Below are 14,286 nucleotides of genomic sequence, written 5' to 3' on the forward strand. Positions count from 1 at the left end.
TTCAGGCCTGCGGCAACTTTTCATAGACGGATATATGTTTGAACGACCCCTCGACGAAGGGCGTCTTGTCCCAGCTCGACCAACGCTCCAGCAGACGCATGCCGGCCAGTTCGGCCATCAGGTCCAGCTCGGCCGGCCAGGCGTAGCGCAGCTCCACCGGAATCACCCGCATGCCCTGCGCCTGCAGGCGGATAAAGCGACAGCTGACCCGCTGGGCCACCGGGTCCAGGCGCGAGGCTTCCAGCAGTACCTCGTTGCGCTCCAGGCCACCGACGTACACCGGCTGGTCCTTGGCGTAGCGCGACAGGTCCGGGTAGAAGGTTTCGATCACCAGCCGTCCGTGTTCCTTGAGCAAGCCGCTGGTGGCCTTGAAACAGCTGACCTGGGCGGCCTGTGACGGCAGCAGGAACAACGAGCTGAAGGTGCAGAAGGCCAGGCTGAAAGGCCCGCCGCGGACCCCTTCGAGGGTGGCGAAGTCGGCCTGGGTCAGCGGCAGCTCGGCGCCGCCGGGCTTGGCCCGCAGCTTCTCCAGCATCGACGGCGAAGCATCGACGCCATGCACCTGGACCCCGCGCTCGCGCATCGGCAAGGCGAAGCGCCCGGTGCCGATGCCCAGTTCCAGGACCGGCTCGCGGGTGCCGGCCATGGCCACCAGCACTTCGATGGCATTGGCCGGCGCCTCGCCATACAGATCGTCATAGATATCGGCCAGGGTTTCGCCGTAGGTGCTGGCATCGCTCATGTGCTGTTCCACTCTGTGTTTTTTTGGGCAATAAGGTCCCGTGCGGGGGATAGAATCCCCCGCAGGAAACAACCGTTAGTTAAGTGTTCAGTTCAAGGAACTAGTGATTGAGTGCTTGCCTTATATAGTCGGCAAGATGTTTGTCTTGAACATCCGCTAGTGTCAGCAGTTTTATATGTCGGCGAAACTTTCCCGAGCCTTCCAGAACCCGATGCGGGTCTTCGAACAGATAGCCCTGGCCAAACTCCACCGACACATGTCCGGTATAGGCGTAGACCCCGCAGAACGGCGCGACACGGGAAAACAGGATGCCCCCGTACTTCACCGATTCGGCGACCGTGCCACAGCACTCCTCCACCACCTGGCGTACCCGTTGCACCACCTGCAGCAGGTGGCCGTGGGTGCTGCCGATGTCCTCGAGCAAGGTCAGAACCGCATCTTCGGTTTTACGCATGCTTGGGCACTCCCTGCCGCTGTCTTGGGTCGGACCGAGCAATCACTGGCCCACCGGGGTGCACAGCTCCACCAGGGTCCCGGCCGGGCAGCGAACATAGGAAACCACCTGCCCCCAGGGCTTTTTCTGCACTGGCGCATGTTCCGTGGCGCCGACGGCCAGGGCCTTGGCATGGGCCTTGGGCACATCGTCGGTGACCAGGGCGATCTCGATGCCCAGGGGTTGCTGCTGGGGGCTGCAGAACTGATAGCCGCCCTCGCAGTTGGAATGGGCCAGCTCGCGACTGGCAAACGCCAGGGTGGTGGCGCCACTGTCGAGTTCACCGTAATCACCGGATTCGTCGAGAAAGCGCCGGGAGAAGCCGAAGGCGTCTTCGAAGAAACGGATCGAGGCTTCGACATCGGGGACATAAACAATCGTGTATCCAAACTTCACAGTGTCACTCCTTAAATTGCTCTGTTTATGCGACTCGTGGTGCCGCAGGGCAGCCGCGAGCCGGTGTGGATTTTCCCGGTAAGGCTGTACTTGCGCCAGCACTGAATGCCCCTGCCGCCGGTGTTTCATCGGGCCGCCTGTATCAGGCACTGCACCACCTGCTCCAGGGCGGCCCCGGACAGCAGGCTGTAGTGATCTGCGGTCAGGGTCAGGCAGCGCTCGCCCACGGCTTGCTCGGCCAAGGGCCGCAGGCCGCTGGAGCGGTGTTCGACACTGGCCCGCAGGTGCCAGCTCGGGCAATTCACCGGCCGGTAGCGATAGTCCAGCAGGGCCGCGTAGTGCCGACAGAACAGGGCAAAGCGTTCCTGGGAGGCGCTTTCGGCGATGGCCGGCAGCGCCTGGCCCTCGGCCTGGATCCGTGCGGACTGCTCCAGGTCGCGCTGGAACAGTTGCTGCAACAGGCTGGGCGGCAACTCCGGCGCCGGCTCCGGCGGCGCGCCCGCGTCGAGGGTCACCAGGGCCGGCCGCCCCTGCCCCTCGGCACTCAGCAGGCGGGCCATTTCCACCGCCAGCACACCGCCGAACGACCAGCCGGCGACCACCACCGGGCGCCCCGCCAGCAGGCGCTCCTGCAGCTGTCCGAGGTATTCCCGGGCCTGGGCCTGGAGGCTGTCGAAACGCTGCCCGGCGTCGGCGCACAGGCCGATCACCTCGAAGCTCTCGCGCAGCAGGCGGATCAGCGGCCAGTAGCACGACAGCGCGCCGCCCACCGGGTGCACCAGCACCAGCAGCGGCCGCTTGTCATCGACGCGGGCGCAGAAGTCCACCCGATTGCGCGGCCGCTGTCCGCCGCCCTGCAGGTAGCCGAGCAAGGCATTGACCGAGGGGTAGGCGTAAATGTCCGCCAGACTCAGGTCCAGCCCCAGCTCGCTGTTCAGTGCCAGCAGGATGTGCACCGCGTGCAGTGACGAAGCCCCTTGGTCGAACCAGGACCCGTCGGCCTCGCGCAGCGCCGGCAGGACCCGCTGCACGCAGCCCAGCAGCAGTTCCCGGCGCGCCGAGAAGCCCGCGTCCGCGGCCGCCGCCTGTGGCCCGCAGAGCCCCGGCAGCAAGGCCCGCAGCGCCTCGCGGTCGACCTTGCCATTGGCCGTCAGCGGCAGCTGCGCCAGGGCGAACAGGCGCACCGGCACCATGTAGGGGTTGAGGTACTGGGCGGCGAAGTCCAGCACCGACTCGCCGCTGGGCAGCGGCTCGCGGGCCACGAAGAAGCCGTACAGGGCGCCGCTGCCATCAACGCAGGTGGCCGCCTGTTGCACCCCGGGGGCCCGGGCCAGCACCGCCTCGATTTCCGCCAGTTCCACACGCATGCCATTGAGCTTGACTTGCAGGTCCTCGCGGCCGAGGAACTCGATCTCCCCGTCCATGCGCAGGCGGCCCATGTCGCCGGTGCGGTAGACCCGCTGCTGCAACCCGGGCTCGATGAAGAACGCCTGATCGGTACGCTGGCGGTCGTGGATGTAACCGGCGGCCAGGCCTTCGCCGGCGATGTACAGCATGCCCTTGACCGCGGGCGGACAACGACGGCCCAGGGCGTCGAGTATGTAGAAACGCTGATTGCTCAGGGGCCGTCCGTAGGGAATGCTCGGCCATTGCCGGTCCACCTGCCGGACCTCGAAGCAATTGGACCAGATGGCCGCTTCGGTGGCCCCGCCCAGCGCCATGAAGCGCGAGCCCGGGGCCAGTTCCCGCAAACGTTCGGGCAGGCCCAGGGCGATCCAGTCGCCGCTGGCCATCCACAGCCGCACGCTGGCGAGAGCGTCCGGCCGGTCCACGGCCCTGGCGTAGCCCAGGGCCATTTCCATGATCGCCGGAACCGAGTTCCAGACACTCGCCCGGTGGCGCTGCGCGGCGTCGAGCCAGGCTTGCGGATCAGTGCTGCGCTGGCCATTGGTCGCGAGGATCAGCGCGCAGCCGCACAGGGCCGGCATGAACAGGTCGAACACCGACAGATCGAAGCTGAACTCACTGACCCCGAGCAAGCGGTCCGCAGGCTCGATGGCCAAGTGTTCGCGGCAGTCCTGCAGGGTGTTGAGCGCCGCGCGATGGCTGATCGCCACGCCCTTGGGCGTACCGGTGGTGCCCGAGGTGAACATGATGTAGGCCAGGGCCGTATCCACCGCCGGGTAGGCCGGGCTGATCGCCGGGCCCCGGGCCTCGGACGACTGCAGCCAGTGCCGGTAGTTGAGCGACCAGTTCACCGGCGAAGCGATGATCGCCGCGATGTCCCCGTCGTCATCGCCCAGGACCGTGGTGGCCGCGGCCTGATTGATGATCGAATGCACCCGGCGCGGCGGCGAAGTCTTGCTCACCGGAACATAGGTGGCACCGGCCATCAGCACCGCGTAGATCGCCACCACGTTGCCAATGTCACGACTGCCACGCACCACCACATGGTCGCTGGGCCCGACCCCGTTCTCGTTCAGGTGGCTGGCCAGACGACTGGCCAGACACAGCAACTGGGCAAAGCTCAGGCTGGCATCGTCGCTCAACACCGCCGGCGCATCCGGGCGCTGCGCCGCCTGATGCAGCAGCCCCTGATAGAGCGCCTGTCCGGACAGCGGCCGCTGCAAGTGGTTGAAACGGTCGACCCGTTCCAGCAAGGACTGCGGCAAGGGCAACTCGCTCAAGTCCCAGCTCTGCGGCTGCAGGGCCAGGCGCTCCAGGGCGCCATGAAAATGCTCGAAGGCCTGGGCAATCAGCCCGGTTTCGAACAGCCCCTCGCGCTCGTCCCAGGACAGGCACAGGCCGTCGGCGCTGGCGAAGGCCTGGGCGTCGATCCAGATCTGCGGCGTCATCATCGCGTGGTCGGTCTGCTGCAGGGGCGCGGCCGGCAGGTCCATCTCCAGCAACGAGGAGAACACATAGGGCATCGGCGGCTCGGCGCTGCTGGCCCGCTGGTCGTGCTCGCGGATCCACTGGCGAACCACCGACACGCCGTCGTAGGCGCCATGCTGCAGCGCCGCGTACAGATCCTGCTGGACCTGCCGGGCGCAGGCGGCGAACGCCAGAGGCTGGGGCGGTAGGTCGAGCAACAGGGTGTCGGCCTGGTTGCCAAGGGTCGAAGCCAGCGCCGGTTCGAGCTGTGCCCGGGTGTTGTACATGACGCTGCAGGTCACCGAAGCCTTGCCCGACCAGCGCGCCAGGGTCTGCAGGAACAGGGTCAGCAAGGTGGCGTTGAGCGACACCTGATGGCGTCTTGCTGCGGCCTCCAGGGCCTGTTGCAGCTGCGGGCCCAGGATCCGCCGGTGCTCGATGAAACGCGGCGCCGCCGACGTTCCGGGGCTGCGCCGGGCCAGGGGCAGATCGGGGCCGGCGGCCAGTTGGGGAATCTTGCGCTGCCAGTAGTGGCGGGCCTTGTACCGCGCCAGGCGCCGGTTGCGGCTCAAGGCGGCGAGCGCCGCCGGGGCATAGCCGGGGAGCGCGCCGTCGGCCTCCTGCGTCACCAGTGCCAGCAGGTCGTTGATGAAGATCTGCACCGCCGGCGCATCGAACAACGCCAGCCGGTAGACCACGTGCAGGCAGCGCTCCTCGTGGTCCTCCACCAGTACCAGGCGCAGCAGCGGCTGTTCCGCGGCCAGGGGCGCAATGGGCATGGCGCTGTCCGCCAGGGAGGCGCAATGCCGCGCCCGCGCACCGGCCACCGCGGGCTGTTGCTCGACGCTCGGCAACCCCGCGGCCAGGGGCTTGAAGCGCGGTGAATGGGCGTCCAGGGTGTAGCCCAGGACCGGGTGCCGGACCAGCATCCGCGCCAGGGCGCCCTGCAGCTGTGCCGCCGTCGGCACGGCACCGGCATACACCAGGTGCAGGTAGGCGGCGCTGCCCTGGCTGAAGGCCGAGTGCTCCCCCAGCCAGTAGGCCTGGCGCAGGCCGGCCAAGGGTGCCGCCAGCGGATCGGGCGGCGCCAGGTAATCCAGCAGACGGTGCTTTTCCTGGCCGACGCTGTGCCGGATGTCTGCGGGCAGCCCGGCCTCGTCGCAGCGATAGCGCAGGCGCCCGGCCTCTTCGTAGAGATGGACGCCGCGCTGCTCCCAATGCTCGATCAGTGTCGCCACCGCCTGGCTCATAGTTCGCCCTCCAGCATCGACGCTCGCGGCTCGCTGTGCGCCGCGCGCAGCAGCCCGGCGACGAACTCGCCGAGGCTGGCGGTGCCGACGATCAGGGTCAGGTCGATACCGTCCTCGCCCCACAGCTGCGGGTGACGTTGTTCCAGCAGCGCGCACAGCTGCAGGGCCTGCAGCGAGTTGCCACCGCAGGCGAAGAAGTTGGCCGCGCCGTCCAGCTGGTGCGGCGCCAGTTTCAGCAACTGGGCACACAGCTCCAGCACATCGTCCAGTAGCCGGGCCTGCAGCGGGCCCGTCGAGATTGCACTAGTCATGGACGGCTCCCAGCAGCGCCCGCGCCGCCAGCACATAGGCATCGCTGCCCAGGCCGGCGATGAAGCCGTGGCACAGGGGCGCCAGCACCGAGCTGTGGCGGAAGGCTTCGCGGGCGAACAGGTTGGAGATGTGCACTTCCATCCAGCGGCCCGGGTAATCCTGCAGCGCATCGCGCAGGGCCCAGCCAGACATCATCAACGCCCCCGGGTTGATGATCAGGGCTTCGGCCTGGTGCTGGCTTTCGATGAAGTCGATCAGCTCGCCTTCGTGATTGCTCTGCCGGGCCAGCAGCGTCCAGCCGCGGGCAGCGGCCAGCGCGCCGACCTCGCGGGTGATCTCGGCCAGGCTCTTGGCGCCATAGACCTGGGGCTCACGCTGCCCCAGGCGGCCCAGGTTGGGGCCATTAAGCAGGAGTAACGTCGGCATGGCTGGCCACCTCCAGCAGGGCCAGGATCTGGCGTGGGTCGGTCAATCGATAGGTGCAGGGGTAGCGCCGGATGTCCTCGGCGGGATGGTCCCAGAGCGCCAGCGCGGTCTGCATGCCCGCCGCCTCGCCGCATTGCAGGTCGGCCAGGGCGTCGCCGATGAACAGGCAGCCGGCGGCCGGCACCTGCAAGTGCTCGACGATGATCCGCGCCATGTCCGGCGCCGGCTTGGGGTTGGCCACATCGTCGCTGCCGACGATCCGCGCGAAGTACTCCAGCAGGCCCAGGTGATCGAGAATCGCCACCGTGCGCTGGTGATCCTTGCCGGTGGCGATGGCCATGGGAATGCCCCGGTCGCGCAGCCCCGCCAGCAGCGGGCGGACGCCATCGAACACGCGGATCTTCTGCATGCGCGCATTGCTTTCCTGCATGAACACCGGATGCATCTGTGGCGGCAGCCCCATGATCTTCATGATCTGCACGAAGCTGCGGCCCAGGTGCTTGCAGTATTCGCTGAAGGGTGGCGGCTCGACATCCGCCCCCAGCACCTGGGCGTGGGCCGCGTGATAGGCCTCGCGGATCACCTGCTTGCTGTCGATGAGGGTGCCGTCGAGGTCGAAGATGACCGCGTTGATCGCAGATTCAGACATGGGCCGCAGTCTCCAGCGCCGCTTGATGATCCAGGCCACGGTCCACCGTGGCCACCATGGGGGCCAGCGCCAGGGACTGCGGCGCCAGGAAGGCCGCGACCCGGGCGAACTCGCCGTGCGGGTCCTGCAGCACCCGTTGATAGTCCAGCTCCAGCAGTTGCATGTTGGGCCGCTGGCGGACCCAGGCCAGGACCTGTGCCACATGCTCGCGATACAGCCGGGCCAGGTCCTGCGCCTCGCGCGCACCCCAGGCCTGGCCGCTGTGGTGCTCGGCCATGTCGCGCTGCGAGCGGATCACCGCGTCGATCTCGCGGTGCATGAACAGCACCCGGTAGCCATGGGTCGCCGGCAGATACTGGAGAAAGCGCGACACCAGCTTGACCGCCCGCCCGCGGGCCTGATCCATCCAGGCCAGATAGTCGTCCCGAGTCTTGACCGCCTCCCATTCGAAGTAGCCATGGGGGTTGCGCGCATCGCCCTGGCGCAGGTGGTCGGTCAGCGGCGCCAGGCCGCCACTGGCCAGGGCGCGCATCATCATCGAGGTGCCGGAACGCGGCAGCCCCGACACCACGGTCACGCTGCCGCCATTGGCAGCGACACAGTCCGGCACGTTCATGCACTCATATTGCTTAAGCATCCCTGCTCCTTAGTCGTTCTGTTGCGGGCCCGGGTCCCGGGGCTCGCGCTGCACCAGCCCGAGCCGATGGCCGAAGGGGTCCTCGATCACCGCCTTGTAGCTGCCCCAGAGGGTCGCCAGCGGCGGCTCGATGATCCGCACCGCCGCCGGCAGCCGGGCGATCAGTGCATCGAGCCCGGACACCAGCAAGTCATGCATCACCGCCGCCGATGGCCAGGGGCGCTCCGGGTCCTCGATCAGGCCGAAGCCGGCACCGCCCTGCTCGTCCCCGTCCAGGCTGATCCAGCGGGTCGGGGCAAAGCGCCGGCTGACGCGGAACCCCAGGACCTCCACGTAGAAGGCTTCGGCGGCGGCCAGGTCGGGCACCGCCAGGGTGGCGAAGCACAGGGTCGAGCCACTCAGCAGGGCAGGCATTGGCGCGCCTCCTCGGGCTGTGGCCGGGCACCGACCTGGAACTCGAAGGCGACCCGGTGGCGAATCAGCGCGCAGACCACCGAGGCCTCGATGCTCGCCGCCAACTGCGCCTGCAGCCGGGAGCGTTGCGCCGCCGGCCAGCCCTCGACCTGCAGGTCCAGCTCGATGTCCTGCAGGTGCACCGGGGTCGGCGCCACCTCGCACATGCCGCGGATGTCGACCATGGCGCGGATGTCCAGGCGCACCGCCCCGGGTAATTGCTGGCGGCGGCTGAGCTGGGCCAGCACATCGGCGGCGATGGCCATCAACAGGTACTCCTGGGGATTGGGGCCCCAGTCGATGCCCGCCAGCTGCTTGGGCTGGTCGATGGGAAAACTGCGCCGATCCTCGGGCGCCTGCCCGGCGAAGTCGGCGCGCAGCTGGGTGCCGTAGAGCCACTGGCAATCCAGGCTCAGGGCCTGCCCCGGCGCCGCAGCGGCGGATGCCGGGGCGCTGTCCAGTGGCGCAAAGCGCTGCCAGTCCTCTGGGCGCCCGGCATCCACCAGCCGCGCCGCCAGCCCCAGGGGCTGGACGAAGGTCTGATGGTTGGGGCTGTGGGTCTTCACCGCCTCGATCACCTCCAGCGCCTCGCTGAGCTTCTTGTCGGTTCCCGAGCGGATCTCGTAGCGCACCTGGGGCGCGGCGGCGCCGGCCTCCTGCAGTTGCGCACGGGTGGTCATGGACAGGTGATCGACGGTGGTCCGGCGCGCGGAAAACCCTGAAACCGCCGACACCAGGAAGCACCCGGACAACGCCGCCAGGGCCAGTTCCTGGGGCCACGCCGGGTCCAGCAGGCCGTGGCACTGCAACGCCGGGCTCGGGCGGATCGGCACCTCGAAATGCCGCGGCGCGCGCAGCAGGCCGATGGTCGCCGGGGCGACCCCAGCGAGCATGCCGGCGGCAGGCGAATACTGGGCGTAGGCCCCATAGCGGAAGATCGCCTGGGCCGGCTCTTGCTGGATCTCGTGGACGATCTCGCTGAAACCCGAGATGTTCATGCCGTTTCTCATGGCTGCTCGCCTCCTTGGTAGACCTGCTGCAAGGCCTGTTCGAGGTCGGCGCACAGGTCGTCGGGATCCTCGATCCCCACCGACAGTCGCACCAGCCCGGGATTGAGGCCGATCTTGGTCTGCTGCTCGCGGGTCAAGCCGCTGTGGGAGGTGTTGAACGGCAGGCTCACCAGGGACTCCACGCCGCCCAGGCTGGTGGCGCAGGTGATCAGCCGCAGGTGCTCCAGCAGCGCCAGCGCCGCGGCGTCGCCGCCCTCCAGTTCAAAGCTGAGCATGCCGCAGGTGGCCTGGCCGGCGTACTGGTACAGATGGGGGTGGGCATAGTCCTGGGCGTACAGCGAATGCACCCGCTTGACCCGCGCGTGCCGTTCGAGAAAAGCCGTGACCTGCCGGGCGCCGGCAGCGTGGGCCTGCATACGCACCGCCAGGGTCTTCATGCCCCGCTCCAGGAGAAAGCACACGAAGGGGTCGAGGCTGCCGCCAAAGCGCAGCAGCTGGGCCCAGATCCGGTCCACCAGCTTGCGACTGCCCGCCACGGCGCCGCTGGTGGCGTCGCTGTGGCCGTTGAGGTACTTGGTGGCCGAGTGGATGACGATGTCCGCGCCCCATTCCAGGGGGCGGCAACTGATGGGGGACAGGAAAGTGTTGTCCACCACCAGCAGAATGTTCTGCTGTTTGCACAATGCGGCGATGGCGACCAGGTCGATGGCCTTCATCAGCGGGTTGGACAGCAGCTCGAAGAACATGATCTGGGTTTGCGGGCGGATGGCCCGGCGGATCTCGTCCAGGTCCAGCGGATCGACATAGCTCACCGAGCGCCCGGCCTGGCCGATATCGGCGTGCAGCAGGCTGTAGCTGCCGCCGTACAGGTCATAGGAAGAAATGATGTGGCCGTTGCGATTGGTCAGGGCGAACAGGGTCGAGGAGATCGCCGCCATGCCCGAGGACAGCACCAGGGCGCTCTGCGCGCCTTCCAGCGCGGCCACCTTCAACTGCACCGACCATTGCCCCGGGTTGCCGTAGCGGCTGTAGGTCGGGATGTCGCGGATATAGCCTTCCAGAAACGACTCGTAGGTGGTCTGGCTGAAGCGGAAGGTGGTGCTGGGAAATATCGGCGTGCCCACCGCCCCGGTCACCGGGTCCTCATAGGTGCCGGCGTGCACACAGAGTGTCGCCGCCGTCTCGCCCTGGTTCAGGCAACGATTGTTGGCCATCGCCGGACCGGCCAGGCGCTGGCGGTTCAACTGGTTGAGCCAGGGCAACTGGGCGTCGGTGCCGGGACGATTGGCAAACTCCGCCGCGGTCTTGTTTACGTCGTTCACACGCATTCCCTCGTCTTGCGAATCTTGCGGGTGATCCAGCGGATGCCGGATCACCCTGGTCGGTACGGGCCGAGAACAGCACGCCCGAGCTTGGCTAACGGGATCGGCCGCCAGCCAGGTCAGCCCACCCGGGCCTGGGTCTTGTCGGCGACGAAGGCCTCCAGGCGCTCCAGGGAATTGACCAGTTCGATGGACAGCTCGTTGTCCTCGATGGAGAAGCCGAATTCGGTTTCCACCTGGATCAGCAGTTGCAGGGCGTCGATCGAGTTCAGCCCGAGGCTGCCGATCAGGTCCCCTCCCGAGAGGTCTTCCCGGTTCAGTTCACGGCCCACGGTGCTGGAGAACACTTTGATCAAGCGGTCGGTGTCGGTCATTTTTCTAAACTCCTGGTGAATAACATCGTGCATTGGTAAATCGTCGATTCGCGGCGCCAGACTGGCTCGGCGACGAATCCATGGCGCGCCAGCGCCGTCACCACTTCGGCCTGCCGCGGGTACTGGCAGCCGCCATGGGTCAGCCAGTCCACGCCGACGGCCGCCGAAGCCGTGTCGTTGAAAAAGATCTCGTCGATGATCAGCTGGCCATCGGGCCCCAGGCGTTCGAGCAAGGCCGGCAGGGCCTGGGCCACCCCGGGCTGATGCAGGGTGTTGTCGAGCACGATCACGTCGAACCCGCGCGCGTCCAGCTGCGCCAGGTCCTCGTGGCTGTGCACCGGGATATCCGCCGCCGGCGGGTTGAGCCCGCCCAGCTGCACGATCCGACTGGCCCGGCAATCCAGGCGCCGACGGCCCAGCAAGGCCTGGGTGTACACCGCGCCGGTGGCGCAGATGTCCAGCAGGGCGATGGCCCTGGGGGCCTTGTGCAGGGCCTTGCGCCAGGTCAGCTGGGCCGCCAGTTGCTTGTCCGCCCCGGCCACCGCGCGCTGGTAACGGCGCTGCAGTTGCGGGTGCTTGGGGGTCTGTTCGAAGGCGCGCCGGTCCAGGCCGTCGTGCAGCACCGCCAGCAACGCGTCCAGGCGGTTCCAGTGGCGGCTGTTGAAGGACTCCAGGTCCAGCACCGCGGCCAGGTCCTCCAGGTCCTGCGGCGTCTCGGCCTCCGCGGCCTCGTGCAGCAGGCCGTTGGCCTGGGCCGTGTCGAAGGCCACCGCCAGGGTGTGGGCATGCAGGCCGGTGCGCTGGGCGACCTGATCGACGCTCAGGCCCTGGGCACTGAGCTGCAAGGCCCCGCTCTCCCACAGCGCCAGCAGCAACTGCGAACGCTTGTAGGCATGGGCGGCCTCCAGCAGCACCTGATTGTTCGCCGGACGATAGCGCCGGCTGAGCAGCGGCTTGCCGTTGCCGCTGCGGGCGATCAGCGGCGTGCGCTCGAAGCGGTCGGGAACCTTGGCCGGCGCCAGGTGGGCCTGGCAATGCTCGCGCAGCAGACGCGGGTCCCAGGGGCGTTGCGGGTTCCAGACCACGAAGGCAAAGACATGGTCGTTGCCCGCCTGGGCCGACTTGACCGCACGCACCGCGCAATCCTGCACATCCGGGTGGCTGCCCAGCACCGACTCGATCTCGAACGGCGAGATCCAGCGCTCGCCACGGCGGATCGCCGTGCTTTCGCGGCCGACGATGCTGTAGCCGGCGGCGCTCTGTTCGGCGATGTCGCCGGTGTCGTAGAGGCGCCCGTCTTCGAGTCGCACCTTGAGGGCGAAGGGCTGGCCCGGCGCGCCCGGCTGCAGCACCTCGATCCCCGGCATGGGAAAGCCGATGGACAGCGGCGGCAACGGCGCGACGCCGGCAAACACCGCACCGCTTTCGGTACTGCCATAGTTGCGCGACAGGCCGATGCCGAAGGCCTGCTGGAACTGCTGGTCGAGCTGGCCGTCCACCGGGCCGGCGCCGGACATCACGCCCTTGAGCCCTTCGGGACGGGTTCCCGGTCCGCCGCGCTGGGCCAGCAGACCGGCCAACAGTGGCGTTACCACGGCATGGCTGGCCCAGTGGCGCAACGCCTGCAACCCGGCCCCCAGCTCCGTGGGCTTGCAGACCCGCACCTGGCTCCCGGCCAGCAGCGCGCCCCATAACCAGCCCAGGGCATAAGCGTGATACACCGGAGCGATGAACAGCACCCGGTCCTCGGGGCCCAGTTGCAGCAGGCGGCAGTAGCGCAGGCCTTCGTCACGCCAGCTTTGCAGATCGCGAAAGATCAGCGACGGCTCGCCGGTGGTGCCCGAGGTCAGCAGATACAGGCCACGCCGCTGCGGCAACTGCGCCGGCTCGCCGCTGCCCGGCTCCAGGCGGGTCACCTGCAATTGCCCCTGATCCAGCGCCAGGCAGTGGCTGATGGCGGCCTGGGCCGCGTAGCGCTGCAATTCCCCGGGCCGGGCATCGCTGGCCACCAGCAGCGGCGACAGGCCGTGCTGCAGCAGCATCAGCAGCAGAGCGACATGCTCCAGGGAACTGTCGAACACCAGCAGCAGGCGCTGCGGGCCAGCGGCGGCCAGCACCGCCAGCGGCTCTGCCCAGCGCTCGCGCACGGCGGCAGGCAAGGCGGCCAGCACCGGGCCGGCGGTCACTTCGTTGAACCAGCGCTCGTCGTCAGGCCACTCATGCACCATGGCGATAGGCCTCCTTGGCGTGTTCGAGCAGGCTCCTGACCGCTGCCGGAGCGTAGGACGGCGCGCGGCACAGTTCGTCGAGGCTGATGGCGTCCTCGAAGTACAGGCTCAGGGTGTCCCAGGGGGTGAAGCAACCCTTGCAGGCATCCAGGCGCGGCCGCTCGGCCAGCAGCAATTGATAGAAAGGTGAACGGTTGACCGGGGCCAGGGCCTTGTTCCAGTCGTCCTCCAGCAGATTGCCCATGTTGTGGAACCAGATGTTCGGGCACGGCGTGGCCACGCCGTCGCTGAAGGTCGACAGCACCAGTCGCGGCAGGTGGCAGCGCCAGGTGCGCCGGCCCTGGTGGTAGAACGAGCTGAGGCGGTCCAGGTAGGCCTTGGGCGGCAGGATCTGCGGGTAGCGCTCGCGCAGCTCGAACAGCTCATCGATCAGCGGATACTGCTCGGGCCGGACCTTGAAGCTGTCGCTGTCCGGGCCGCGCACGGGGAAGGGAAACAGCTGCGGCGGGTTGTCTTCAAACTGGGCGCACCATTCGACGAACTCCCGCAGGTAAGGCGCGCTGCGATCATTCAGCACGCCGTAGATTTCCAGCGGCAGGCCGGCCTCCAGGACCATGGCGATGCGCTCCATGATCATCTCGTGGATGCGCGGCGACAGGACCCGGTAGCTGTTGCCCTCATAGTGGCTGCTGTCCAGGGAAATCTGCACCACGACATTGCCCAGCTCGGCCAGGCGCCGCACTTTGTCCCGGGTCAGCGGCAGGCCGTTGGTCTGGACGATCAGCACCTCGTGCAGCGGCGCCATGCGCTCGATGAAGCTCATGATGCCCTTGATGATGAAGATCTCGCCGCCGGTGAGTTTCAGCAGCGGTGGCCTGAAGGTGCGGTTGACCCGTTCGACGATGGTCTGCAGGCGCTGGCCCAGCTCGCTGTCTTCGCTGTAGACGTCATGCACTGGTGGTTGGAAGATCAACTTGCCCTCGTGGGACGACTTCATGTTGCTCTGCCCGGTCAGGCAGTAGGTGCAGCCCAGGTTGCAGGAGTCCTCGTTGATCACCAGGTCGTTGCCCAGCAAGCGGCTGTGGCCGAGGAAGTTCACCGGTTCGGCTTTGCTCATGGC

Annotated in this window: 14 protein-coding genes; all 14 read right to left on the reverse strand. The window is 67.8% G+C overall.

The features are described from left to right. Position 1: 1 nt before the first annotated feature. The 14 genes from DNK59_RS30785 to DNK59_RS30850 all read right to left on the reverse strand — a co-directional run bounded on the left by DNK59_RS30785 (position 2) and on the right by DNK59_RS30850 (position 14,283). Positions 2 to 742 (reverse strand): class I SAM-dependent methyltransferase, encoded by a 741-nt coding sequence (locus DNK59_RS30785; protein WP_092313910.1) that lies wholly within the window; start codon positions 740 to 742, stop codon positions 2 to 4. 100 nt (positions 743 to 842) lie between these two features. Next, positions 843 to 1,196: a DUF1801 domain-containing protein gene (locus DNK59_RS30790; protein ID WP_016966241.1), complete on the reverse strand. Its 354-nt coding sequence runs from the start codon at positions 1,194 to 1,196 to the stop codon at positions 843 to 845. Between the two features lie 42 nt (positions 1,197 to 1,238). Next, positions 1,239 to 1,631 carry a VOC family protein gene (locus tag DNK59_RS30795; protein ID WP_110725757.1) on the reverse strand — a complete coding sequence of 131 codons (393 nt, stop codon included), beginning with the start codon at positions 1,629 to 1,631 and terminating at the stop codon, positions 1,239 to 1,241. A gap of 125 nt (positions 1,632 to 1,756) precedes the next feature. After that, positions 1,757 to 5,755, reverse strand: coding sequence for a non-ribosomal peptide synthetase (locus DNK59_RS30800; protein WP_110725758.1), 3,999 nt, complete (start codon positions 5,753 to 5,755; stop codon positions 1,757 to 1,759). After that, entirely contained in the window at positions 5,752 to 6,066 is a 315-nt protein-coding gene (locus DNK59_RS30805) for a phosphopantetheine-binding protein (RefSeq protein WP_158288772.1), read from the reverse strand. Before DNK59_RS30805 ends, DNK59_RS30800 begins: the two co-directional genes overlap by 4 nt. Continuing rightward, positions 6,059 to 6,493, reverse strand: a complete 435-nt coding sequence (locus DNK59_RS30810) for a type II 3-dehydroquinate dehydratase (protein ID WP_016967067.1) — start codon at positions 6,491 to 6,493, stop codon at positions 6,059 to 6,061. The genes DNK59_RS30805 and DNK59_RS30810 overlap by 8 nt, the downstream gene beginning before the upstream one ends. After that, positions 6,471 to 7,142 (reverse strand): HAD-IA family hydrolase, encoded by a 672-nt coding sequence (locus DNK59_RS30815; protein WP_110725760.1) that lies wholly within the window; start codon positions 7,140 to 7,142, stop codon positions 6,471 to 6,473. The genes DNK59_RS30810 and DNK59_RS30815 overlap by 23 nt, the downstream gene beginning before the upstream one ends. Further along, entirely contained in the window at positions 7,135 to 7,779 is a 645-nt protein-coding gene (locus DNK59_RS30820) for a sulfotransferase (RefSeq protein WP_110725761.1), read from the reverse strand. The genes DNK59_RS30815 and DNK59_RS30820 overlap by 8 nt, the downstream gene beginning before the upstream one ends. Before the next feature lie 9 nt (positions 7,780 to 7,788). Then, positions 7,789 to 8,193, reverse strand: coding sequence for a VOC family protein (locus tag DNK59_RS30825; RefSeq protein WP_110725762.1), 405 nt, complete (start codon positions 8,191 to 8,193; stop codon positions 7,789 to 7,791). Continuing rightward, positions 8,178 to 9,242: an OsmC family protein gene (locus DNK59_RS30830; RefSeq protein WP_085057525.1), complete on the reverse strand. Its 1,065-nt coding sequence runs from the start codon at positions 9,240 to 9,242 to the stop codon at positions 8,178 to 8,180. The genes DNK59_RS30825 and DNK59_RS30830 overlap by 16 nt, the downstream gene beginning before the upstream one ends. Then, complete coding sequence (locus DNK59_RS30835) at positions 9,239 to 10,564, reverse strand: PLP-dependent aspartate aminotransferase family protein (RefSeq protein ID WP_208605263.1); 1,326 nt, start codon at positions 10,562 to 10,564, stop codon at positions 9,239 to 9,241. The genes DNK59_RS30830 and DNK59_RS30835 overlap by 4 nt, the downstream gene beginning before the upstream one ends. A gap of 119 nt (positions 10,565 to 10,683) precedes the next feature. Continuing rightward, positions 10,684 to 10,938, reverse strand: coding sequence for an acyl carrier protein (locus DNK59_RS30840; RefSeq protein ID WP_016967073.1), 255 nt, complete (start codon positions 10,936 to 10,938; stop codon positions 10,684 to 10,686). Beyond that, positions 10,935 to 13,166: a fatty acid--CoA ligase family protein gene (locus tag DNK59_RS30845; protein WP_110725763.1), complete on the reverse strand. Its 2,232-nt coding sequence runs from the start codon at positions 13,164 to 13,166 to the stop codon at positions 10,935 to 10,937. The genes DNK59_RS30840 and DNK59_RS30845 overlap by 4 nt, the downstream gene beginning before the upstream one ends. Next, complete coding sequence (locus tag DNK59_RS30850; protein WP_092313894.1) at positions 13,156 to 14,283, reverse strand: radical SAM protein; 1,128 nt, start codon at positions 14,281 to 14,283, stop codon at positions 13,156 to 13,158. The genes DNK59_RS30845 and DNK59_RS30850 overlap by 11 nt, the downstream gene beginning before the upstream one ends. Positions 14,284 to 14,286 lie beyond the last annotated feature (3 nt).

It is taken from the genome of Pseudomonas sp. TKO26, assembly GCF_003225665.1.
Classification (GTDB): Bacteria; Pseudomonadota; Gammaproteobacteria; order Pseudomonadales; family Pseudomonadaceae; genus Aquipseudomonas; species Aquipseudomonas saponiphila.

What these genes read in the sequence shown, in the direction of transcription:
- DNK59_RS30850 (WP_092313894.1), bottom strand. Translation starts at nt 14,283, where the DNA reads ATGAGCAAAGCCGAACCGGTGAACTTCCTCGGCCACAGCCGCTTGCTG.
- DNK59_RS30825 (WP_110725762.1), bottom strand. Translation starts at nt 8,193, where the DNA reads ATGCCTGCCCTGCTGAGTGGCTCGACCCTGTGCTTCGCCACCCTGGCG.
- DNK59_RS30805 (WP_158288772.1), bottom strand. Translation starts at nt 6,066, where the DNA reads ATGACTAGTGCAATCTCGACGGGCCCGCTGCAGGCCCGGCTACTGGAC.
- DNK59_RS30820 (WP_110725761.1), bottom strand. Translation starts at nt 7,779, where the DNA reads ATGCTTAAGCAATATGAGTGCATGAACGTGCCGGACTGTGTCGCTGCC.
- DNK59_RS30800 (WP_110725758.1), bottom strand. Translation starts at nt 5,755, where the DNA reads ATGAGCCAGGCGGTGGCGACACTGATCGAGCATTGGGAGCAGCGCGGC.
- DNK59_RS30830 (WP_085057525.1), bottom strand. Translation starts at nt 9,242, where the DNA reads ATGAGAAACGGCATGAACATCTCGGGTTTCAGCGAGATCGTCCACGAG.
- DNK59_RS30790 (WP_016966241.1), bottom strand. Translation starts at nt 1,196, where the DNA reads ATGCGTAAAACCGAAGATGCGGTTCTGACCTTGCTCGAGGACATCGGC.
- DNK59_RS30845 (WP_110725763.1), bottom strand. Translation starts at nt 13,166, where the DNA reads ATGGTGCATGAGTGGCCTGACGACGAGCGCTGGTTCAACGAAGTGACC.
- DNK59_RS30785 (WP_092313910.1), bottom strand. Translation starts at nt 742, where the DNA reads ATGAGCGATGCCAGCACCTACGGCGAAACCCTGGCCGATATCTATGAC.
- DNK59_RS30840 (WP_016967073.1), bottom strand. Translation starts at nt 10,938, where the DNA reads ATGACCGACACCGACCGCTTGATCAAAGTGTTCTCCAGCACCGTGGGC.
- DNK59_RS30810 (WP_016967067.1), bottom strand. Translation starts at nt 6,493, where the DNA reads ATGCCGACGTTACTCCTGCTTAATGGCCCCAACCTGGGCCGCCTGGGG.
- DNK59_RS30815 (WP_110725760.1), bottom strand. Translation starts at nt 7,142, where the DNA reads ATGTCTGAATCTGCGATCAACGCGGTCATCTTCGACCTCGACGGCACC.